Annotated in this window: 15 protein-coding genes and 1 tRNA gene; 10 read left to right on the top strand and 6 right to left on the bottom strand. The window is 69.0% G+C overall.

Annotated elements, in window-relative coordinates; genetic code table 11:
- Positions 1 to 170 precede the first annotated feature (170 nt).
- From orn to HMPREF3165_RS00210, 3 genes are all read left to right on the top strand, one after another.
- Positions 171 to 782, top strand: coding sequence for an oligoribonuclease (orn, locus tag HMPREF3165_RS00220; RefSeq protein ID WP_040321314.1), 612 nt, complete (start codon positions 171 to 173; stop codon positions 780 to 782).
- 118 nt (positions 783 to 900) lie between these two features.
- Positions 901 to 976 (top strand) — tRNA-His (locus HMPREF3165_RS00215).
- Between the two features lie 204 nt (positions 977 to 1,180).
- Positions 1,181 to 2,041, top strand: coding sequence for a polysaccharide deacetylase family protein (locus HMPREF3165_RS00210; protein ID WP_070509856.1), 861 nt, complete (start codon positions 1,181 to 1,183; stop codon positions 2,039 to 2,041).
- A 6-nt stretch (positions 2,042 to 2,047) separates the two neighbouring features.
- On the opposite strand, the gene tagD is transcribed toward HMPREF3165_RS00210, so the two are convergent.
- A complete protein-coding gene (gene tagD / locus HMPREF3165_RS00205) occupies positions 2,048 to 2,470 on the bottom strand; it encodes a glycerol-3-phosphate cytidylyltransferase (RefSeq protein WP_004565309.1) in 423 nt (140 codons plus the stop codon).
- A 584-nt stretch (positions 2,471 to 3,054) separates the two neighbouring features.
- On the opposite strand from tagD, the gene HMPREF3165_RS00200 reads away from it, so the two are divergent.
- The 7 genes from HMPREF3165_RS00200 to HMPREF3165_RS00170 are packed head-to-tail and all read left to right on the top strand — an operon-like array spanning position 3,055 to position 10,179.
- Positions 3,055 to 3,429, top strand: coding sequence for a dolichyl-phosphate beta-D-mannosyltransferase (locus HMPREF3165_RS00200; protein WP_232211283.1), 375 nt, complete (start codon positions 3,055 to 3,057; stop codon positions 3,427 to 3,429).
- On the top strand, positions 3,426 to 4,466 hold the full coding sequence (locus HMPREF3165_RS00195; RefSeq protein ID WP_004565311.1) for an MraY family glycosyltransferase: 1,041 nt from the start codon (positions 3,426 to 3,428) through the stop codon (positions 4,464 to 4,466). Before HMPREF3165_RS00200 ends, HMPREF3165_RS00195 begins: the two co-directional genes overlap by 4 nt.
- 4 nt (positions 4,467 to 4,470) lie before the next feature.
- Positions 4,471 to 5,745 carry a glycosyltransferase family 4 protein gene (locus HMPREF3165_RS00190; RefSeq protein WP_070509853.1) on the top strand — a complete coding sequence of 425 codons (1,275 nt, stop codon included), beginning with the start codon at positions 4,471 to 4,473 and terminating at the stop codon, positions 5,743 to 5,745.
- Positions 5,738 to 7,465 (top strand): glycosyltransferase family 4 protein, encoded by a 1,728-nt coding sequence (locus HMPREF3165_RS00185; protein WP_070509850.1) that lies wholly within the window; start codon positions 5,738 to 5,740, stop codon positions 7,463 to 7,465. Before HMPREF3165_RS00190 ends, HMPREF3165_RS00185 begins: the two co-directional genes overlap by 8 nt.
- Positions 7,462 to 8,376 carry an ABC transporter permease gene (locus HMPREF3165_RS00180; RefSeq protein ID WP_009747375.1) on the top strand — a complete coding sequence of 305 codons (915 nt, stop codon included), beginning with the start codon at positions 7,462 to 7,464 and terminating at the stop codon, positions 8,374 to 8,376. The genes HMPREF3165_RS00185 and HMPREF3165_RS00180 overlap by 4 nt, the downstream gene beginning before the upstream one ends.
- Entirely contained in the window at positions 8,363 to 9,400 is a 1,038-nt protein-coding gene (locus tag HMPREF3165_RS00175) for an ABC transporter ATP-binding protein (RefSeq protein WP_070509847.1), read from the top strand. The genes HMPREF3165_RS00180 and HMPREF3165_RS00175 overlap by 14 nt, the downstream gene beginning before the upstream one ends.
- 2 nt (positions 9,401 to 9,402) lie before the next feature.
- Positions 9,403 to 10,179: a DUF6270 domain-containing protein gene (locus tag HMPREF3165_RS00170; RefSeq protein ID WP_070509845.1), complete on the top strand. Its 777-nt coding sequence runs from the start codon at positions 9,403 to 9,405 to the stop codon at positions 10,177 to 10,179.
- Positions 10,180 to 10,230: 51 nt separating this feature from the next.
- Here the strand turns inward: HMPREF3165_RS00170 and HMPREF3165_RS00165 are convergent, their stop codons facing one another.
- From HMPREF3165_RS00165 to HMPREF3165_RS00145, 5 genes are read right to left on the bottom strand one after another with little or no spacing between them, the layout of a single operon-like run.
- Positions 10,231 to 11,445 (bottom strand): glycosyltransferase family 2 protein, encoded by a 1,215-nt coding sequence (locus HMPREF3165_RS00165; RefSeq protein ID WP_256274583.1) that lies wholly within the window; start codon positions 11,443 to 11,445, stop codon positions 10,231 to 10,233.
- A gap of 29 nt (positions 11,446 to 11,474) precedes the next feature.
- Positions 11,475 to 13,880, bottom strand: coding sequence for a hypothetical protein (locus tag HMPREF3165_RS00160; RefSeq protein WP_070509832.1), 2,406 nt, complete (start codon positions 13,878 to 13,880; stop codon positions 11,475 to 11,477).
- The gene (locus HMPREF3165_RS00155; protein ID WP_070509972.1) at positions 13,877 to 15,802 is read right to left on the bottom strand and encodes a glycosyltransferase; all 1,926 of its coding nucleotides are present in this window, start codon (positions 15,800 to 15,802) and stop codon (positions 13,877 to 13,879) included. The genes HMPREF3165_RS00160 and HMPREF3165_RS00155 overlap by 4 nt, the downstream gene beginning before the upstream one ends.
- Positions 15,799 to 17,643: a glycosyltransferase family 61 protein gene (locus HMPREF3165_RS00150; RefSeq protein ID WP_141744975.1), complete on the bottom strand. Its 1,845-nt coding sequence runs from the start codon at positions 17,641 to 17,643 to the stop codon at positions 15,799 to 15,801. The genes HMPREF3165_RS00155 and HMPREF3165_RS00150 overlap by 4 nt, the downstream gene beginning before the upstream one ends.
- On the bottom strand, positions 17,640 to 21,629 hold the full coding sequence (locus tag HMPREF3165_RS00145; RefSeq protein WP_070509826.1) for a CDP-glycerol glycerophosphotransferase family protein: 3,990 nt from the start codon (positions 21,627 to 21,629) through the stop codon (positions 17,640 to 17,642). Before HMPREF3165_RS00145 ends, HMPREF3165_RS00150 begins: the two co-directional genes overlap by 4 nt.
- Between the last annotated feature and the right edge of the window lie 119 nt (positions 21,630 to 21,748).

Here is a 21,748-nt window from a genome sequence, read left to right as displayed (position 1 = left end):
GTTGCTCAAGGGCGGTCAGACTTCATAGAGACCTTATCGCGATCTTTGCGCCGCCGGACCGCTATGCCAGGACGCGGTCGCCCATCCGCCTCGAATCTCACCACCCCATGGGAGGGTCCACGGTTCTGAAGCTCGCCGAGGTGACTACAGTGGTTCCCGTGAGCAAGCAGATGACTACCTCTGACCCGCTGGTGTGGATCGACTGTGAGATGACGGGGCTGGACCAGAGCGCCGACGCGCTCATCGAGGTCGCCGTCGTCGTCACCGACTATGAGCTCAAGCCCTTGGCGGAGGGAATCGATGTGCTCATCAAGCCTCCCGCCGCCGCGCTGGAGCAGATGGACGACTACGTGCGCACCATGCACACCTCCTCGGGCCTCCTGGCCGCCCTGGAGGACGGGGTGACCATGGAAACCGCCCGCTCCACGGTCCTGGACTACGTGACCTCCCTGGTTCCCGAGCCCCGCACCGCCCAGCTCGCGGGCAACTCCGTGGGCACGGACAAGGCGTTCCTGGCCCGCGACATGCCCGAGCTCATCGAGCACCTCCACTACCGGATCGTGGACGTCTCCTCCCTCAAGGAGCTGGCCAAGCGCTGGTACCCCAGGACCTTCTTCCACGCGCCGAAGAAGGCCGGCGGCCATCGTGCGCTGGCGGACATCCTGGAATCCATCGACGAGCTGCGCTACTACCGCGAGGTCCTGTTCCCCGCCGGGGAGGGCCCGAGCTCTCAGGAGTGCAAGGACGTGGCTGAGCGAATCCTCAACACGCCTACCAGGTGAGCGGGACGACAGCATCCTCGGCGCACCCCTCGAACGTGACGTAGTGCACCGACTCCAGTTTGGTGTGCGGGGAGAGGAGCGGATACAGTACCGACTCGTTGCGGTGATACCGTACATGGTGGCTGTAGCTCAGTCGGCAGAGCGCCTGGTTGTGGTCCAGGAGGTCGCGGGTTCAAACCCCGTCAGCCACCCCACGATGGCGGATCATCCGCCCCTTCTCCCCCTCCCGCGGCAGCAAACGACGCTGCCATATTAGCGGCGCAGGCTTGCTGCGGACAGCGATGGCTTCAGCCTCTGTCCTGCGCCCCGACAAATGAGCAGCGCGCTCACTGCGACGCCCCTGCCGGCGGAGCAGGTGCTCGATACTCTGACAACCACCCTTCGAGAAAGTCCCTCCCATGCAACGCCGCGACTTCCTACTCGCCCTGGCCGCCGGAACCGCAGGCTGCCTCAGCGCTTGCAGCACCGCACGGACGGCGGCCCATTCCACCTCACCGGCCTCGTCCCCTACGCAGAGCTCACCCCTGGCCTCCACGTCACCCTCCCCCACACCCTCACCGACCCCATCCCTCAACCCACTTCACCTTCAGGACGGCCCACCGCCACTTCCCGCACCCACTCCTGCGGACTCGCTCATCACCGGCCTGCCGGAGAACGTCGGCAACGTCGTGGCCATCACCATCGACGACGGCGTCGACTCCTCAGTTGTGGACGCCTACCTGGACTTCGCCAAGGACTCCGGAGTCCGTCTGACCTTCTTCGTCACCGGCTGCTATCCGAGCTGGACCGACAACCGGGACAAGATGAGGCCCCTGGTGGAATCCGGGCAGATTCAGCTGGCGAACCACACCTGGACTCATCCTGACCTGACGACGCTGTCGGAGGGCGGGATCATCGACGAGCTCACCCAGTGCGAGAACCTACTGCGCAACACCTACGGTGTCACAGGCGCGCCCTTCATCCGGCCCCCCTACGGCGGCCGCAGCTCCTACACCGACTCGGTCTGCGCCAAGATCGGCTACACGACCACGACCATGTGGTACGGCTCCTTCGGAGACTCAGGGCAGCTCACGCCGGAAGTCCTTCTCGGTGAGGCACAGAAATGGCTGCTCGCTCAGCACATCGTCATCGGTCACGCGAACTTCCCCACCGTCACTTCCGTCTACGGTCAGATCATCGACATTCTGCGTCAGCGCTCTTTGCAGACGGCCACGCTCGACGACGTCTACTTCGGCTCCGGACACAATCGTCACGCCTGAGGGCGCTCACCGCACGAGAGTCTCCCGGGCCTCCTCCTGTCCCTCGCCGCACGGTCGCGTCCGATCGAAGGAGCCGATCTCCGGGGTCCGCGGAAGGTAGGCGATCTCGCAGCGGCCCTCGAGCTGCTCGTCGAAGGTGCCGACCCAGTCATCGCCGATGACGAAGACATCGATGCCGTACTCGTCGATGTCCCGACTCTTCTGCCCCCAGGTCTGCTCGGGAACGACCATGTCGACATAGCGGACGGCCTCAAGCATCGCCTTGCGCTGCTCATAGGTGAAGTAGGCGCGCTTCCCCTTGGAGGCGCTGAACTCATCGGTCGACAGCGCAACAATGAGATAGTCACCCATGGCCTTGGCCCGGCGTAGCAGCTCAATGTGCCCGTAGTGGAGCAGGTCGAAGGAGCCGTAGGTGATGATGCGTTTCATAAGGATTGTCCTCGCGGGTTGAACCCGTCGATCTTTGTATGAATCACACAAGAATCGATGGTGTTGTCGTTGGTTGCACGTATGGCGGTTGAACGCGCTCGCCACTAAGTCTAGGCACGAGACACCCCCCAAGAATCCTTTGTTACCCCTCTGAAGCAGGCTTTCAACTATGTCGGCCGTCACCCACTATCGCGTAACCCAATGAATGCGCGAAACTGCCACCCCACCCCTCGACCCGAGACACCACAAGCTGAGGCCATCATGTGACAGAACCCCAGTATTCCGCGGTATAGCACCGATTACGAGCGGTTTCGGCGCCGTCACGATAAGCCCCGAACATCACAGTCTGATTGCAGACGAGCCAATCATGACGACTACCGCTTTTCCTACTGGACGACACAACTACCGTTATAAGAAAGCGAGTAAAGAAGGCCGCACCCCAGGCCTTTACCGTCCCAGAAGACCGGAGGTCACCAGTGGTCGCAGTAGTTCCTGCCCGACCCCTTGCCACCCCCTCCCGCGCCTCCTCCAGTGTCCCCTCCGTGGCCGCTTCAGCGCCCGGCCTCCCGTCTGATTTCTCGGCAGTGATCCGAGACATCGCCTCCTGGGCGCTGTGGCTCTTCCTGGCGACCCTTATCAGGACGCTCTTATCAACGCATCGAATTCTTTATCCGCGTCTGCTCCTGATAGGGGTCGCGGCCGCGGTTCTCATTCAGGTGACCGCCTGGTGCGTGACATGGCATTACTGGCCGTGGGCCTCGACGCGGGTCATGCCCTTCATCATCGTGGCCGGGGCCGGGTTCGCAGTCGGTTCCTGCTTCCTCGACCTCGCCACGCAGGTCCATCTGCTTCCGTGGACCGCGGGCCTGGCAGGGTCGGCCGTCGCGGTGGCGGATCAGTGGCGGCTCCGCCTGAGATGGCGGGCTCACGCCCGGCGGGCCCTGGAGGCGGCCTCATGACCACCCTGCTCCTGAGCGGACTCGCCGTGACAGCAGCCGTCTGCGCCTCCTTGACCGCGGCCGTGATCCCGCTTCTGAGGAGAGCCCGCGTCGTCGACGTCCCCGGGGACAGATCCCTGCACCGGACGCCTGTCCCCCGCGGTGGTGGACTCGCCATCGTCCTGGCTGCCTCACTGGCCACCTGGACAGCGGTCCTCGCTGCGGTGCACCTGCAAGGCGCTGTTCACGCGATGTCCGGGGTCGACGTCGCGCTCATGGGGCTGGCGACCGTGCTCGCCTTCGCGCTGCTCGGGCTGATCGAGGACCTGTTCTCGGTGTCCGTCAGGACCCGTCTGGTTCTCCAGCTCGTCCTGGGCGCAGGGCTCGGTCTGGTGGCGCACAGCGCCTTCGAGGTCTCACTGTGGTGGACCCCGGCGATCTGCGTGGGCACCGCCGCACTGGTCAACGCCACGAACTTCATGGACGGCGCCAATGGTCTGGCCTGCGGCCACGCCCTGCTGACCTCCCTGTGGTACGTCCAGGTGGCAGCCGTCGCCCCGGTCGCCGGGCTGGGGCTCGTCATGGTCTCGGTGGCCGGAGCCTGCCTCGGCTTCCTTCCATTCAACACGCCTCGCGCCAAGGTGTTCCTGGGTGACTCCGGCTCCTACGCCCTGGGCAGCGCCTGGGCCTTCGCTGTGACGGCCTGCCTGTCCCGGGGTGTGGCCGTGGAGGCGGCTCTCGCCCCCGTCCTCGTGCTCCTGGCCGACACCGGCTACACCCTGTGGATGCGGCTGAGAGCGGGCCAGTGCTGGTACGCGCCGCATCGACTGCACGTCTACCAGCGCCTGGTCTGCGCCGGATGGCCGCACTGGGCCTCGGCCCTCCTGGTGACCCTGGCGGCGGCGGCGTGCTCCGCCCTGGCGGCCAGCAGCCTCCTGACCAGCAACCGACTCTGGATGCCCCAGGTCGCCATGGCAGCAGTCCTGATCGTCTACCTGAAGATGCCCTCCATCATCGGAGCCCCCAACCCCTTCCCCACCCTTCGAAGGGCGAGGTGAGGACATGCGCATCCTTCTGCTCACCCACTACTGGGCACCGGAGGTCGGCGCCCCCCAACGCCGCTGGAACCGACTGGCCGAAGCGCTGATCTCACGGGGCCACGAGCTGGCGGTGCTGGCTCCGGCCCCCCACTACCCGGGCGGTCGTCTCCTGCCAGGCGGCGCGGCCCACGTGGCTGGTTCGATCAGGCGGGACGTCACCGGGGCGATGGTGCACCGCACGATCTTCCGCCCCTACAGCAGCGGAGTGTGCGGACGAGGCACCGATCAGATGGTCGCGGCGGCCGACTCCGTGCGCCTGGGGGTGGCGCGCTTCCGGGGAGCCAACCGTCCCGACGTCATCCTCGGCTCGGTTCCCGGGCTCCCCACCCTCCCGGCCGCGCTCGCCGTCGGCAGGGCCCTGCGCCGCCCGGTCGTGGTGGAGCTGCGCGACGCCTGGCCGGATCTGCTCCTGTCAGCCGCGCAGTGGTCCGAGCCGGCCGCCTGCCCATCGGCCCTGGCATGGGCCCACCGAGCCCGCCGGCTTCACGTCGTCGACCACGGTACGCACAGCCTCCTGCCGCCCCTCATCACCCGCCTGGAGCGGGAGGCCGCGGCCGTGGTGACGACGACGGACTCCTTCGCCCAGGTCCTGCGCTCGCGCGGGATACGCCGCGTGGTGACGGTGCGCAATACCGGCGCCGCGGTGCAAACAGGCCGCACGGGTGCCGACCGACGCCGCTGGGACGGCACCCTGCACGTGCTGTACCTGGGAACCGTGGGGCGCGCTCAGGGACTGGGCTTCGCGGTGCGGGCCGCACACATCGCTCAGCGCAACGGCACCCCGGTGGTGCTGCGGATCGTCGGCGACGGCGCACAGCTCCAGGAGGTGGCGGCCCTGGCCCACAGGCTCGCCGCCCCCGTGGAGTTCCTCCCCCCTGTGCCCTGGAGCGAGGTGGATCAGCACTACGCCTGGGCCGATACGGCGCTGGTGAGCCTGCAGGACTGGCCGGCCATGTCCGTGACGGTCCCCTCCAAGCTCTACGAGATCATGTCCGCCGGAGTGCACGTGTGCGCCTCGGTAGATGGGGAGGCCCGGCGCATCGTGGAGGACGCCGGCTGCGGTGACGTCACCGCCCCGCAGGACCCGCAGGCCCTGGCCTCCCTGTGGAGCGCCCTGGCTGCCAACCGCAGTCGTCTGGACGTGACGGGCGGACGGCGCTGGCTGGCGGTTCACGCCGACGCCGAGGCCATGACCGACCGCTATGAGTCCCTCCTGAGGCAGGTGGCCGGTGGCTGACCTCCAGATCCTGAGGAACCTGGCACTGCTGAGTACCTCCGCCACCCGGCAGCTGGTCGAGGATCCGGTGCTGCTGGCCCTGCAGGGGGCGCGTCGGCTCTCTGAGCCCTGGCGCGGTCGCAGCGCTCGGGCTCTCGACATCGGCGCGGGCGAGCACGAGCTGCGCCGGGCGCTGTCGGCGTTCATCGCCGACCGACCGGACTCGGCTAGTGACACGCTGAGCCGGGCGGTGCCGCGATCGGCCCTCGGCCGCCGGCTCGCCGCCGAGATGGCGATCCACCTCGGTTCCGCCGAGCGTAGGCATCTTGACGCCGAGGGCCTGAGCCCCGCGGTGCGCGCGCGGGACCTGTGGTCCCGGGGGCACCTGAGCGCCGCGCTCAGCACACTGGAGGCAGTGCCCGTCTCCGGGGCGCTGCGGGCCCGTCTGCGTTCCCAGCTCGCCATGATGAGCCCGGGCTTCCACCTGCCCCGCTTGTCCCCCTCACCGGGCTGGACCGTTCCTGACCCCGGCGAGCCGCTGCGAGTCCTTCACCTGCTGACAAGCTCACTGCCCCACACCCAGTCCGGCTACACCGTGCGCTCGCACGCACTCCTTCAGGCACAGTGCGACGCCGGCATCGACGTGCGGGCGGTGACCCGCATCGGCTACCCCGTCATCATCGGCAGGCCCGCCGCTCAGGCCACCGACGTCGTCGACGCAGTCACCTACCGGCGGCTTCTGCCCGCGCGGACCCAGGCCGCCCCGATAGCCCGGTTGGCTCAGATGAGCCGTCTGCTGGCGCGGGAGGTGGAGGCATTCCACCCCCACGTGCTGCACACGACCACCAACTACGTCAACGCCCTGGTCACCCAGGCGGTGGCGCGCTCCTACGGCCTGCCCTGGGTCTACGAGATGCGAGGGGTACTGGAGTGCACCTGGGTGGCCTCCAGGCCGGTGAGTCAGCAGGCCGAGGCACTGAGCTCCGAGCGCTTCGCGCTGCTGCGGGCCAAGGAGGCCGAGATGGCCCGGCGGGCCGATGCCGTCGTCGTCCTCTCTCGGGTCCAGGCCGAGGACCTCGCGGCCCGGGGTGTCGAGCCCGGCCGGATCACGGTCGTCCCCAACGCCGTGGAACAGGAGGTCCTGGAAGCCACCAGGTACTCGCCAGCGAATGCCCGCCAACGGCTGGGCCTGCCCCGCGACGGCCTGTGGGTGGGTAGCGTCTCCTCCCTGGTGGGCTACGAGGGCTTCGACGTGCTCCTGCGGGCCGTGGCGCTCTGCCGCGCTCGGGGGGTCGACGTGCGGTGCGCCGTCGTGGGTGACGGGGTCAGCCGACCCGGGCTGGTGGCCCTGGCCGGAGAGCTGGGGCTGGAGGCCTCGGTGTGCGTCCTTCCCGGACGGGTGGAGCGCGCCACGGCCCTGGACTGGTACCAGGCCCTGGACGTCTTCTGCGTGCCGAGGCTGGATACGCCGGTATGCCGGCTGGTGACACCGCTCAAGCCGATGACGGCGATGGCGCTGGGACGGCCGGTGGTGGTCTCCGACCTTCCCGCGCTCAGCGAGCTCACCGCCGCAGCGACGAATCGGTCCTTCCCGGCCGGGGACGTGGAGGCGCTCAGCCGAGTGCTGACCGGTATGGCGTCTGGAGATCCCCTGCCCTCAACGTCCTCAACGCATCAGCCGCTGCCCACCTGGAGCGGCAACGCAGTCCGTCAGGCCGAGATCTACAAGGAGCTGGTATGAGCAGGGCGTCCTGGGCCCCGTGGTCCGATGGGCAGCCGTTCTGGGGCGGCAGCTCGGAGGTCAGTGTCAGCGTCGTCGAGCTCAGCGAGCTCTACCCGGTGGGCCGGCGCCCGCCGCTGGTGGCCTACATACGCCAGCTCTGGCAGCGACGGCACTTCATCTGGGCCGACGCCCGGGCCAAGGCCCTGGGCTCTCAACGGGGCACCTTCCTGGGCAACGCCTGGCTCATCGCCAAGCCGATGCTCGACGCGATCGTCTACTTCCTGGTCTTCGGGCTGCTTCTGCAGACGAGCCGCGGCATTGACAACTTCATCGGCTACCTCATCATCGGCGTCACGTTCTTCCCGCCGCTGCAGCGGGCGGTCACCGGTGGCAGCCAGGTGATCGTCACCGGCAGGAACCTCATTCGAGGCTTCTCCTTCCCTCGGGCCGCCCTGCCCGCGTCGTACACGATTCGCAGCGCGATCGACCTGATCCCGCCGATGATCGCGCTCCTCGTCCTCGTGGTGGTCCTCCCCCCTCACGCCTGGCCGAGCTGGCACTGGGTCCTCATCGTCCCGGTCCTGGCGCTTCAGGTGCTCCTGAGCCTGGGACTGACGCTGGCGGCCTCCCGTATCACGACGACGATCCCGGACATGCGCAACATCTGGCCCTTCCTGACTCAGTTCTGGTTCTACGCCTCGGGAGTCTTCTTCTCCTACGAACGGTTCATCAATCACCCGGTGATGCTGCGGGCCATGGACCTCAATCCCGGTTACCTCATCATCACGATGTACCGGGACGTGATCCTGTACCAGCGTGTTCCGCAGCCGCGCATGTGGCTCATCCTCAGTGCCTGGTCGCTGGGGCTGACCGCCGTGTCCTTCGTGTTCTTCTGGGAGAAGGAGGAGGCCTACGGTGTCGAGCGCTGAGACCGGAGCAGGGAAGGATTCAGCGGCCCTCCAGGCGGACGGGCCGGGAGAGGTGACATCTCCCTCCCCCATCGTCACGATGACATCGGACGGCGACTCGTCGGCCGCTGTCATGACCGCGGCCGAGGGTCACGAGGCCGGCATCGGCACCGCCACCGTCGTCGTCGACGAGATCGGGGTGAGCTACCGGGCGCCCTCCACGGACGCCGAGGATCTGCGCGCCGCCTCCGTGGCGCAGAAGATCGTCATGGGGATGACTGGGCACAGGCCGAAAGTGAGGGTCGAGGCCCTCAAGAACATCTCCTTCGTGGCTCGCGCCGGGGAGTCGATCGGGATCCTGGGGCGCAACGGGGCGGGGAAGTCCACGCTGCTGCGCGTCATGGGCGGCTTGGAGACGCCGACCTCGGGAACGGTGAGCGCCCGTTCCACCCCGGTACTCCTGGGCGTCAACGCAGCCCTCGTCCCGGACCTGTCCGGCGAGCGCAATGTGCGCCTGGGCTGCCTGGCCATGGGACTGACTCCCCAGCAGATCGAGGCGATCATCCCGGAGGTCATCGAGCTGGCCGGGATCGGGAAGGCCATCTACCGCCCGATGAAGACCTATTCCTCGGGAATGGCCTCACGTCTACGGTTCGCGATCGCCGCCGCGGCGAACCCGGACATCCTCCTCATCGACGAAGCCCTGTCCACCGGTGACGCCGCGTTCAAGGAGCGCAGCGAGATCAAGATGACCGAGCTGCGGCGCGCCGCCGGGACGGTGTTCATCGTCAACCATGCCGCACAGGTCATCGAGGAGATGTGTACCCGGGCGCTGTGGCTCATGGATGGCGAGCTCATCGGTGACGGCCCGGGCCCCCAGATCGCCCACGACTACCGGTGGTGGTCCTGGAACATCGCCAAGAACAAGCCGGACAAGGCCGCCACGATCCTGGCCGAGTGCCGGGAGAAGTGGAAACCGGCGGGGGTGCGGATCCAACGCTCGGAGAGCCGCACCCTGCCCTACCGACACGCTCGAGGAGTATGACCATGCGCAGTGAGGAAAGCACGATGACAGCAGGACGAATCACGGTCTACGGCTCTTGCGTGGCCAGGGACGTGGCCGGTGAGATGGAGCGGCGGGGCTGGAGCGGGGAGCGTTACATCGCCCGCCAGTCCCTCATCAGTGCGGGGTGCCCGGCCGACGTCGGCGACGTCGATCTGTCCCTGCTCAGGTCGTCCTTCGCCCGTCGGTCCTTCCTGTCCGACATGGTGGGCAACCTGGAGGCGCAGCTCACGGCCGTCGCCTCCTACACCGACCTCCTGCTGTGGGACCTGACCGATGAGCGCCTCGGCGTCCTGGAGACCTCCCCCGGGACCTTCCTGACGCGTTCGACCGAGGCGCTGACGGCCGGCCTCTACGAGGGGCTTCCCGCCAGGTTCCTCGAGCTGGGGACGGCCGAGCACCTGCACCTGTGGCGGCCCGCCCTGCTGCGTTTCCACGCCCTCCTGGAGCGGCTCGACCTGGCGAGGCGGACGATCCTCATCAACGTTCCCTGGGCGACGCGGACCACATCGGGGATGTCCACCGTCCCGAGCTGGGGGCAGACGGCCATGGAGGCCAACTGGGTCATGACCCGCTACATCGAGCTCGTCTACCAGGAGACCGACCTGCGGATTCTGCAGGTGCCCGACGAGCTCGTGGTGGCCGACGACGCGCACCGCTGGGGGGCCGCCCCCTTCCACTACGCCGCCTCCCTGTACTCCTGGGTCGCCGACGAGCTGGAGATCGCCCTGGCACCGCGCAGCCTCGCCCCGGCGCTGTGAGCCCCACCCCGTGAGGCAGGGCGGCGTCGGGCCGGTGGGGATCGACGCACTTCAGCGACGACGCCGCAGCAGCCTGCGAAGGCGCACCGTCCTGGCCGGGCGCGGTTCAACCAGCCGTGGCCGGCGGGACCACAGGGGGATGCGGGGGACGTCTGCACCGGAGTAGCGCTGCGCCGCCTCGGCTCCGGTGAGGACCCAGCCGACGTCGGTGCCGGCGTAGCCCAGGGGCTCCGCCTGCCGGCCGGCAGGTTCGACGGTGCACAGCTCGATGACCTCGCCGTCACGCACCACCGCCGCCTCGGGTCGGCCTTTCCACAGCAGGAGGCGGGCCCGGTCCCGGGCACCGAGGTTGCCCCAGGGGCTGCGGAGGATCTGCTCGGAGTCGAGGCGCTGCGCCAGCCCACGCATCTCGGCCGCGTGCATCTGCCCCAGTCCGGGCGGATCAGTGGGCATCCGGCCGGCGTCGACGACCCCGAAGTACCAGCCCAGGTCGTACAGGATCGTCTGCTGAGCCCAGGGCGCCCCACCGGCGGCATCGAGAAGGGCGTGGTAGCGCGTGCGCATCTGAGCGATGTAGCGGCCCGGCCGCGACCAGGCGGTCTGAACCGCGGAGTCGCCTGCGACCCGCTTGTCATAGTGGTAGACGGCCTCGGGCACGTAGGCGATCCGGCCCCAGCGGCTGCGGATACGCCCCAGGTAGAGGGCGTCCTCGAAGGTGGGGGCCTCACGGTCCTCCGGGAACCGGGCCGCGAGCGCCAGGTCGGCCCGGATGAGGCACTCGTGGACGGAGAGCTGGATGGCCTGCGGCTGCCGGACGGCGTCGGCCCGGACGGTCCCGCTCTGGAAGCGGAAGTCGAGGGGGTGGGGCATCTCAGCGCCGTCCTGATGGATGAGGGTACGGCCGGCCAGGAGGACGTCGCCGCGGCGTCTGGCGGCCAGGAGCCGGGTGAGGAAGTCGGGGGCGAGCCAGTCGTCGGGATCGGGGAAGCCGATCCACTGTCCTCGGGCCCGCCCCATCCCGAGGTTTCGGGCGCGTCCCTGTCCGCCGTTGTCCGTCTCGATGATCTCAACGTCGAGGTCGGTTCGCCGCGCCCAGCTCCGGCAGGCCCGCGGTGAGTCGTCGCAGGCCCCGTCCAGGACGAGCACGACCTGGAGACGGTCGTGCGGGTGGTCCTGGGCGTCGAGCGAGCTCAGGAAGCGGGCCAGGTAAGGGGCCACCCCGTAGACGGGGATGACGAGGCTGACCAGGGGCGGGCGGCGGCGCATCCGCGGGGTCCCCGCCGGCGGGGCCCGCATCAGATCATGTCGCGTCGGAGCAGCGCGGTCAGGCGGGCGCAGGCTCCGGCGTCGAGCAGGAGGAGGTCCTCAGGGGCGGTGACTCGGCCGGCGACGACGTCCCCCACCGCCTGATGCACCTGCGCGCTGGTGTCGGCGCCGATAGCTCCGATGGCCTCGTGACGGGCGCGGTAGCGGTCCGTGTCCGGCCGCCCTCGAGGATCCCAGACGATGCCGACGCAGCCGGCGATCATGCCCTCGTCGAGGACGGATGAGCGGTCCGAGACCACCGCCCAGGAGCGGACCAGGGTCTCGGGCAGGTCGCGACCGGTGACCGCGGGCACGCCCAGGGCCCTGAACCACTCGGGTGCGTGCAGCACCAGCTTGGGGTGGGCGAACAGGACGGTGCGGTGACCGGCCTGGGTCAGGCCCGCGGCCAGCTCGAGCCAGGGCCGGTAGAGCGCGCTGAGGAGTCCGACGGCGTCGGGGTCGCACTCCAGGGCGCGTGAGACCTCGGGGTCCCAGGTGGGGGCCAGCAGGATGCTGTCGCGCTCGCGTCCCAGCAGGCTGTGGAGGTGGTCGTGGCGGGGGAAGCCGGTACGCCAGACCTCTCGGTCGGTGAGGGTGTAGGAGGTGTGGTCGGCCGTCAGCCCGGCCTGCTCGGCGGCGGTGGCGCACACGACGACGTCCATGCGGGCGCCGTTGAACCAGCGCCACATGTCGCGCATGGTCACGCCGTGCTGGAGGAAGACGAGGCGCTGGTCGGGGCCGACGCCCGTGCCGGTGAGGCGGCCCGCGATGAGCGGATCGCCGATATCGGACAGGAGGATGGTCTCGGCGCCGCTCCAGGCGGCGTCGAATCCGGGGCCGGTCGGGTCCAGCAGGACGAAGCCGTCCTGTGCGAGGCGCTCCCAGTCCGGGCTGCTGCGCTCGATGACGAAGATGTGCCGAACGCTGGGTGCGTGGGTGCGGGCGTAGCGGTACAGCGGCTCGGCGTTGTCACCGGCGCTGTCGTGGCGGTCCATGTAGAGCCAGGTGCGGGGCCAGTCGGAGGGGGATGAGGCGGTGTACGGCGTGAGCGCTGAGGAGGAGGCCACGGAAGTCGTGGAGGACGCCGCGGAGGAGGCCTCCGGGGCAGGGGACGTGCCGTCGGGCGTCTGGGTCTCCTGCGTGGCGGTGGGACTCAGGAGCCGGGCCAGGCGCCGGCGCAGCCCGGATGAGGCCGCTCCCGGGCGGCCTCGCCCTGGAGGCGTCTCAGGCGGTCTGGGATTGCCCCGGTAGGGGGCGACCGGGAGCTCCTGGCCGTCGATGACGGCGGTGATCCGCCCCTTGGGCAGCCAGACGATGCGCTCGTGGAGCACCACGTCGTCGAAGTAGCGGTGGTCGACCGTCTTGGCGCTGGTCGGCCGGGCCCAGGTGCCATCGACCTTCCACTGCTCCTGGGGCATGTCGCCGGCGTAGAAGTAGGTGGCCTTCTGGTCGCTGCGGAACCTGCGCGCCGAGGGCAGGATCGGGGCGGGCATGGGGCCGGCGGCCATGGCGACCAGTGCAGTGCGACGGCCCACGGCCAGCAGCGTGGAGCAGTACGCCTCGATCTGGGGGGCGGGGACGCGCCGGGTGACGGCACGCAGAAGCTGGGCCACCTCGGCGCGCTCGGCGGCCGTGAGCCCCACCGAGGGGTAGCGCAGTCCGCGGTCGGCGTCGGTGACCTGGATGAGGCGGTGGATGATGAGCTGGTGGACCCAGGCCGGTGGGGGGCTGCCGGCCTGCAGCCACGCCGGCAGCACCGTGCCCAGCAGGTGGCGGTAGTGGTCGATCCTGCCCCAGGGGCCGGGGGGCTGGGGGGCGTGGCGGATGACGGCCGGGCCGTCATGCAGCCCCACCCGGTTGCCGGTGGCCATGATGTGGGCAATGAGCCCGCTCAGGGCGGTGTGCTCGTCATCGGTCGCGGTCTGCGCGCCGGCGGCGTCGTCCCCGCCGTGGAGGGCCCCCGGTCCGTCCCAGTCCTGCAGGCCGTGGCGGGGGATGGTGAGCACCGCTCCGCTGACGGTGTCGGGGAAGATGTGGGGCTCGACGGTCAGGTCAGCGGTGCGGTTGCCGTGCTTGAAGCGCCACTGCAACCGCTCGTCACGGGTGCCGTCGGGGCGGATGGTCACGGTCGGGGTGAGGACGACCGCCTCGCCGGTGCCGTGCTGGGCCACTGAGGTGAGATAGCCCGGCTCAAGGCGGTCTCCCGCATGGAGGAGCAGGACCCGGGTCCCTGCGGCCAGAGGGCGCAGGACCTGGCCCAGCCCCGCCGGATCGGGGCAGCCAATGGGGACGATCCCGCCTTCGGGCGAGTCCTGGTCAAGAGAGCCGAGTGTGTCCTGCCCATCTGCGGAACCGATGATGATGACGTGCAAGGTCTCGGTGCTGCGGGCATTCATGAGGTGGGCATCTCCATTTCGTGGGGCGGTCCCCAATGACTAATGGTGGACGTAGCCAGCACCTCCGCGTTGGAGATGTCCCAGGTGTGTCCGAAAGTCGTCCCTCTCCGTTGGACGAACCCGAATCGGGAGGCCGAATAGATACGGGCCCCAGCACGTGCGCAGTCATTGAGGAAACCGGTGTCCTCACCAGTGGTCGTCTCGGGAAAAGTCACCTCGCGCGCCAGGTCCGCCCGAGCCACCAGGGTCGGCCCGGAGACGAAAGTCGTATAGCGGTGCTCCCAGTCGGCGAAGCGCAGCACCGTCAGGTCCGGGCCCGTCAGGTGCAGGTAGTGGGCGTGCTTGCCCACGACCTCGGCACGGGCGTAGTCGGCCGCCGCGAGGGACTCGAAGAGGTAGTGATCGCCGTAGAGGTCGTCGTCGTCCATCTTGGCGATGTAGTCGGCCTCGACCCGCGAGAGCATGAGGTTGTAGCAGCCCCCCAAGGGAGTGCTGGTCTCGGCGCCGACCCAGTCGATCTCCAGGCCCAGCTCGCGGGCCCGGGCCCTGCTGCGGGCCGGGGCGGTGAAGCCATGGGTGAGGATGACCGGGGCCATCGTCACCCGCTGCTGACCGGCCAGGGTCTCAAGGACGTGGTCGATCTGCTCGGGCCGGATGGTGGACACCAGCGGTGCGATGGTGGGGCGGCGCGTGGCCCGCTCCCCCATGCCGACGGCTCGCAGCACGGTCTCCACGCGGTGGCTGTAGGTGTGCCGGCTCCAGATCTCCCGTTGCGCCAGATGCGTCATGTACTCCCCGAGGGCCGGGTTCGTCACGAGCGCTCGCACGGTGTGACCGGCCTGGGCGCGGTCGGTGACCTTGGCCAGGGCGCCTGAGGGCAGCAGGCGGTCGGTGGCCAGCGTCGGGGTGCTCACCACGGGAGTGCCGCAGGCCAGGACCTCAATGACGCGGCGCGGAAGCATGGAGGGGCTGTCCACCACGGAGCTGACGTTGAGGAAGACGGCGTAGGCGCGGTAGGCGCTGAGCATCTGGGTGTAGGTGAGACTGCCGCGCACGTGCGAGTCCCAGGGAGCCGGGAACTGGTAGGTGTCGTCGCCGCCGAGGTACCGGGAGAAGATGTCCAGCCCGTGGGGCAGGCGTGCCGCGACGTCGTGGGCGCCGCCCAGGACGATCTCCATCTGCTCGCGCCGCTCGGGGTACTTGTGAGCGAAATAGGTGCCGGCGAAGGCGACATCCCTCAGGGGCGCGGGACGCCCCGCCTCGTCCAGCAGGCGGATCGGGTTGTGGATCGCGGGCTGGGCGGCGAAGGGCAGGATCCCGATGCGGTCATGTCCCAGGTCGCGCCGGTAGTGCTCCACCATCGCCTCATCGGTGGTGAAGACCCAGTCGAAGAGGCGTGCGGTCTCGATGGCCTCGTCGTAGTGGGCGGGATCCTCCTTGTTCCAGAAGACCGTCGGCACTCCTCGGTCCCGCAGCACGGTAACCATGTCCCTCAGGTGGCCCGAGGGTCCCTGAGAGCCGATGACCTGGAAGCGCCAGGCGTCGTCGTTGCCGTGCCAGGCGGACTCCACGAAGAGCAGGTCGATGGGGGTCTGCTCGACCTGCTCGCGCCAACCGGTGGGGGTCAGGGGCACCGAGCGCCACTCGTAGCCCAGGGCGAGCGCCGTGAACTCGTCGGCGATCACCCCGACGGTCACGTCGTGACGGGGCCCGGTCTCCTGGGGTGTGGGCAGCGGCCAGTCCGGCAGGAGCGTCCGGCCCCGTCTCTTGGAGGCCCACCGGCGGGGGCGGGCCCAGGCGGTGGCCCGACGACGGCGCAGATGCTCACGCAGCCCCGACAGCCCTGAGTGACGCAGGTGCCACAGGGCTCGCCGCAGCTCGGGGGCCGTCCGAGGCGAGGTGCGGGTCTCCGACGAGCTCATGACTCCCCCCATGTCTCCTCCAGGGAGTCGAGCAGCTCGTCGAGCTGGTCGCCATCGCGCTCGATGTTGAAGACGTAGTCCCGGTTGGTGACTCCCAGGTCCCGGCCCTCGCAGTCCTTTCCCCTGCCATCGGTGATCTCATCACCGTAGAACAGGTGCAGGCGGTGGCCGAGGACCGAGCAGATGAGGTACTCATTGGTGGCCAGGTAGGACTGGTTGATGAAACCGATGACGTCGATCGGGCGGCGCGCGAACATGATGTTGTACAGGGCCGAGCCGATGTACCCGGCCACGACGTCGGCCTCGTAGAACATGCGGGCCTGCTCCACAATGGAATGGCCCTCGGGCCGGATGATGGTGAAGCCCCTGCGGGCGAAGCACTCCTCGACCTGACTGCCGTTGAGGCACTCGCGCCACATGTCGGGTTTGCGGGAGATGAAGAGCCTGCGCTGGGGCTTGTCGTTGGGGGTTGATCGCTCCAGCAGGCCGTCACGCAGCCGGTGGCAGGTTGAGGCCAGAGCCGGGTCGGCGAATCGCCCGTTCTGCATGAGGGGCATGGCGCACACGAGGGTGTCGACCTTCACCGGGGAGGTGATGACCTCGACCAGGTCGTCGCCGATGCCGTAGGCCTCCAGGAGGATGCGCTGGTAGGCAGGGGGACGGCCGCGGTCGGCCCTGCTGTTGGTGAGGATCCGGATGTCGGGGTGCGTCGCCCGCGCCAGCTCCCAGGCGTAGAGCCTGGGAACGACCTCGGTCATGAAGTGGCCGAAGTGCCGGTTGTACTCGATGTCCAGGTAGAAGAAGGTTCCTTCACGTCTGGGAGCCGACTGCGTATCGACCGTGGGCGCGGCGTAGTAGTGGTTGAGTTCCTTCAGCGCCGTGTTGACCAGCCGCTTGGTCGTGGCCAGGCGGAAGGTGTTGGGCAGCAGGAGATGATCCTTGACAAGCACCTGACGGGGGGCGACGCACACGTCCCGGTACTCCAGGACGGAGGTCTCGGGGATGCGGTTCTCGCGCGGAAACCTCTTGGCGCACAATCCCGGGTTGTTGGTGACGCCAATGACCTCCAGCGGGGTGACCCGGGCGGGGAGGGTCTCCAGTGACCGCCCCCAGGACTCGCCGTAGCGGGCGGACAGGATCGGCGGGGTCTCGGCGTATCGGAGCTTGACGAATCCGTCTCCTCGTTTACGCAGCACGACACCGCCGTCGAGGACGGTCAGTGCGGCCACCTGCTCACCGTAGGACCGTTCGTCCCCACTCAGATCCCCCGCGGCTCCGTGCAGACCGGCGAGGCTGCGCGAGGCCCGGGTGATGAGCCCAGCGGTGTTGAGGCTCTCGCCCAGCGCCGCACCATCGATGGCGACGTAGTACCCGCCGTCGCGGACAATACCGATGAACAGCTGGGCGGACGTGGCGCGCATGCCCGGGCTGTGGGTGAGTGCGTCCACGAGGACGTCGAACCGGCCGTGAGTGGCCAGGGCCTGGTGCAGGTCGACCTGGTTCGTGAAGCCAACCACTCGGGCCAGACCGATGAGACCGGAGTACTCCACTGGTTCCGCCTCCGGGCACCCGTCCTGCTCGTCCTGCTCGTCCCGCATTGAGCAGACGATCAGCTCGCGCGCTCCCAGCGCCGCCCCGAGCCAGTTACTCAGGTGGGGCTGAGGGCGGTCCAGGAGCACGGCGACACGGGGCGCTGCTCCGGACTCCTCCCCGCGGGACAGCCCTTGGAGGACCTGCTGGAGGATCTCCCCCAGCTCCGCCGAGGGCTTGCCAGCCGGCATCGGGGCGCAGACCGCACCCTGGCGAGCCGCTGTGGGCTGTGACCCATGGGGGCCCGTCATGCGGGCTTCCCTCGCGAGGCCGCCCGCTTGCGCCGCCGCCTCTTGGAAGCCGTCTTCCCCTGGGGCTGCTGGTGGAGTGCCTCGGGGCCGAGCACTGCCTCCAGGGTGTCCCGCAGTGAGCGCGCGTTGTGCTCGGTGACGTCGAAGTCTCCGTGGGCGAGGCGGGGATCAGCCAGTGCCGAGCGGATCGCCTGGGCGATGTCCTGGGGCGAGGTGCCGCTCAGAACCCCGTATCCGAGGTCGATCAGCTCCCGGTTGCCCGGAAGGTCGGAGGCCACGACCCCGGTTCCCAGCGTCATCGCCTCCAGCAGGGTGACCGGCTGTCCCTCGTGCAGGGAGGGCAGGACGAACAGGTCGGCTCCGCCCAGGACCGGGAACGGATTGTCCATCTGCCCCAGCAGCACGACGTGCCCGGACAGGCCCAGGGAGTCGATCCTGGCCCGCAGCGTCGCCTCGAGCACCCCGGAGCCGACGATCGCCAGGCCGACGTTCAGTCCCTGAGCGCCGCCGCCCTCGGTGCCGTCCTGCTTACGCAGAAGGGCGAGCGCCTCGATGAGAGCCGCCTGGTTCTTCTCCATCGACATCCGCCCCATGGTGGCAAGGACGATGTCGTGCTCGTTCTTCAGCGTGGTGAAGGCCTCCGGGGCGGGTGCCTGCGCCCCGCGGCGGACCCGCTCGACGTTCAGGAGGTTGCGGGCCGAGAGCTGGTGCTGGGTGAGGTCGACACCCAGGCCGGCCAGCCCGCTGCGGTTGTGGCGGGCCAGTCCCGGGCTGACGGCGACGACGGCGTCGACAGCGCTGTAGAGGGTGAAGACGCGCTTGAGGCCCGGGTACTTGTCCCGGTACTCGTTGTCCATCTGGTTGTGCTGGTAGCAGGAGGTGCGCGATCCGCGGCGACCCCAGGCCGCGATGAGCGAGACCCAGGTCTCGGCGTAGCCGTCGTACTCGATGGCGGCGTCGGGCACGAAGTCGCCCAGGATGCGGCGCGTCTCGCGCTCGTAGTAGGCCCAGTAGCAGTCCCAGAAGCTCTGCGAGGTGAAGGCCTCGGGGTGCCGGGCGAAGTCGTTGACGCAGGCCCGTTCGTGGATCCGCCAGGGAGCGGCCCCGGGCTTGCAGATGACATGGACGTGGCGGGGCAGGCGTCGGAAGATCTCCTGACGGTCCTCGTTGTTGCGCAGGACGGAGGGCTCGACAATGAGGTTGACCGAGTAGAGGTCCGGATCGAGCGCCTCCAGGAGAGCCAGGAGGGCGGAGGCGATCCCGTTGGGGATCATGGAGGCGTGAAACAGGAGGGTGCGGCGTCTACGGGAACCGTCGCCAGACGCGGGCTCGAGGGCGTGGTCCCTGATGATCGCCTGCCGTCCGTAGTCGAGGTCGTCGTCGAAGAAGGCTCGGGCCAGGCGTGACGAGGCCTGTCCGTCCTCGTAGGGGCAGTACCGGTCGAGGGCCTTCTGGGGCGCGACCCCCTCTCCGGCCAGGGCACGCCCGATGGCTGAGGCCAGCTCAGCGCGGTCATAACAGGCCAGCCCGGGGACCTCCCCAGGATCAAGGTACAGGCCCCGCTCGGCCCGGTACTCCTCGACGTCGTGCATGTAGAGCACGATGGGGCGCTTCTGGGGCAGGAAGTCGAAGAGGATCGAGGAGTAGTCGGTCACCAGGACGTCGACGGCGGCCAGCAGCTCATTGGTGTCGATGTCCTTGGGGACGACGCTCACCGGCAGATCGACGCCGGCCAGCAGCTTCTCGGACAGACGGTGGGCGCGGTAGACCACGAGCACGTCGTCACGGGAGGCCATGGCGGTCAGGTCGGCGACCAGGGCCTCGCGGTCCAGCTCTCGCTTGCTGACCCCGCCGCGCCAGGTGGGGGCGAACAGGACCAGACGGCGCTCATCGTCCTCAGCAAGTCCCAGGCGACCTCGCAGCGCCGTGCGCTCCTGGGCGCTCATCGTCAGCGAGGTGTCCAGTCGGGGGGAGCCGGCGACGATGGTGCGGCCCCGGTAGACGTCGAGCAGATCATGGTCCTCCACCAGCGCCCATCGGGTGAGCTCATTGGGCGCCATGAGCGTGGTGCTCAGCTGGAAGTTGCGCTGCAGGTTCTCGTAGTCGAGCAGACCTCCCCGCATGGACCGCCCCAGGGTCTTGAAGGGGGTGCCGTGCCAGGTGTTGAGGTAGCGCTGCTCGCGGCGGCGCACGAAGTAGGGAGCGAAGGAGACGTTGTTGACGAGGTACCCGGCGGTGGCGAGGTACTGCATGTACTCGGTGCTGTGCAGGGGGACGAAGACGACGTTGCGACGCCCCAGCAGATCCGCGGGGATGGCGCCCAGGTCATTGACGGCCCACACGTGCAACAGGTGGGAGTACTCCGGCCGGTCCACCATCCAGCGGAAGATGGCCAGGGGATGGCAGCCGATCGAGGCGCCGTGGTTGGACTCCCACAGCACCAGGTGGGGGCTGACGGGAAGGACCTCCAGGGCCTCGGCGTAGCGGATGTTGCGGGCGGCTGTCGCGGTGCGCCCATAGGCCCGTGGGTCCAGCCCGTCCTTGCAGCCGAACTCCTCGGCCTGCTCGAGGATCTCGCAGGCGAGCTCCACCTGCCCGGCGTCCTGGGCCAGCTGGGCCAGGACCAGGCGGTGATTCCGGTCCCCCTTGAGAACCAGCGGGAGGACATGCCGGATGGACTGAGCGGCCTGACCCGCTGCGGCGGACGGGATCGCCTTACCGGCACCGGGATCGTCCGTAGAGTTGTGGGAGCTGAGAGCCTCGTGAAGGCCGAGCATGACATCGCCGATGGTGGACTCGACCAGATCCTCCGGCCGCTGCCGAGGCGGAGGTGTGCTCTTCGCGCGAACCAGGTCGAGGAAGCCCGTGCTGGCCAGCTGCTTGGACACCGATGCCAGCCCGCGCGGGGCCGGCCCCAGGTAGGCCCAGAAGGAGGCCAGCGCCTCGTCGTGGCGTCCCAGCCTCGCCAGGCAGACCCCACGGCGATAGTTCCACCAGCTGCGTGCGGGCTTCTTGAGCGTCCGCAAGGCCTCCTGGTACGAGCGCTCCGCGGTGGCGAGGTCGCCGACACGTTCCGAGGCGAGTCCCAGCTTGTAAAGAGTGTTCCCGTTGCCGGTGTCCAGTGAGGCGGCCAGGGCGTACTGTCCTTGTGCCCGCTCGTGCTCGCGCAGACGGTCCAGGCAGTAGGCCAGCTCGTAGGCCCGCTCCACCCTCGTCATCCCCTCGCCCGGGTAGATCTCGAAGAGCTCGGCCGCCAGCCTCCAGTCTCCCCGGGAGCACGCGAACTGGGCCGGTCCCTTGCTGCAGGCCTTTCCTCCGGCGGCCTTGCAGGCGGCGGCGAAGCTGGCGGCGGCGGAGGCCCGATCACCCTCACGGTGGGCGATGACCCCCTGCTCGAAGAGCTCCTGCGCGCTGAGCTCATCAATGTCGGCCAGGGCGTCCAGGGTGCACCTGGCCGGCCCGTTGAGCCCCAGGTGAAGCTGAGCCTGAAGGAGCTTGCGCAGCCAGGCGGCGTCGTTCTCGTGCTCCGGCAGTCCGGAGAGCAGAACCTCCAGGCGCTGCCACTGCGGGGTGCTCGCGGGCAGGCAGGCGAGCAGATTCTCCGAGTAGCGCCGGTCCCGCACCCCCGAGGAGAGGGCCCGCGAGAAGAAGACGGAGGCCCCCTCCGGATCGTCCTGACGCTTGAGGAGGCAGCCAGCACGGTAGAAGGCCTCTCCGCAGGAGGGGTCGCGGTCGGCCACCTCGGTGTAGGTCCTCAAGGCCGCCTCGAACCGTTCCTGACGCTCAGCGATGACTCCCAACCGCAGCCGGCTGGCCGTGTCGTGGCCGCTCTCAGAGAGCTTTTCATACAGGCGCTTGGCCTCAGCCAGGTTACCGTCCTCGTACTCCCTAGCGGCGGCATAGCGCACCAGCCGGGTGGTGGCCGGCAGCTGCAGGCGGCCGGAAACGGCCCGCCCCATTTTTCTGAGAACAGCATCCTTACTCATGATGGTCGCCCTAATTTCAGTATGAACATTACGCGTATTTAATCCTGCGCCTGTTGACGCAGCATGCAGCGAGCCTCGATCCAGGCCTCCGCCCACCCCTCGATACAGCCCGCACAGCG

It is taken from the genome of Actinomyces sp. HMSC08A09 (assembly GCF_001807465.1).
Lineage (GTDB): Bacteria > Actinomycetota > Actinomycetes > Actinomycetales > Actinomycetaceae > Actinomyces > Actinomyces oris.
The sequence above is the reverse complement of the archived record's forward strand: the minus strand, read 5'-3'. Positions and strand labels throughout refer to the sequence as shown.

Coding starts and splice junctions, on each gene's coding strand:
- orn (WP_040321314.1), top strand. CDS start 171: ATGACTACCTCTGACCCGCTGGTGTGGATCGACTGTGAGATGACGGGG.
- HMPREF3165_RS00210 (WP_070509856.1), top strand. CDS start 1,181: ATGCAACGCCGCGACTTCCTACTCGCCCTGGCCGCCGGAACCGCAGGC.
- tagD (WP_004565309.1), bottom strand. CDS start 2,470: ATGAAACGCATCATCACCTACGGCTCCTTCGACCTGCTCCACTACGGG.
- HMPREF3165_RS00195 (WP_004565311.1), top strand. CDS start 3,426: ATGACCACCCTGCTCCTGAGCGGACTCGCCGTGACAGCAGCCGTCTGC.
- HMPREF3165_RS00190 (WP_070509853.1), top strand. CDS start 4,471: ATGCGCATCCTTCTGCTCACCCACTACTGGGCACCGGAGGTCGGCGCC.
- HMPREF3165_RS00180 (WP_009747375.1), top strand. CDS start 7,462: ATGAGCAGGGCGTCCTGGGCCCCGTGGTCCGATGGGCAGCCGTTCTGG.
- HMPREF3165_RS00170 (WP_070509845.1), top strand. CDS start 9,403: ATGCGCAGTGAGGAAAGCACGATGACAGCAGGACGAATCACGGTCTAC.
- HMPREF3165_RS00165 (WP_256274583.1), bottom strand. CDS start 11,445: ATGCGCCGCCGCCCGCCCCTGGTCAGCCTCGTCATCCCCGTCTACGGG.
- HMPREF3165_RS00160 (WP_070509832.1), bottom strand. CDS start 13,880: ATGAATGCCCGCAGCACCGAGACCTTGCACGTCATCATCATCGGTTCC.
- HMPREF3165_RS00155 (WP_070509972.1), bottom strand. CDS start 15,802: ATGAGCTCGTCGGAGACCCGCACCTCGCCTCGGACGGCCCCCGAGCTG.
- HMPREF3165_RS00150 (WP_141744975.1), bottom strand. CDS start 17,643: ATGACGGGCCCCCATGGGTCACAGCCCACAGCGGCTCGCCAGGGTGCG.
- HMPREF3165_RS00145 (WP_070509826.1), bottom strand. CDS start 21,629: ATGAGTAAGGATGCTGTTCTCAGAAAAATGGGGCGGGCCGTTTCCGGC.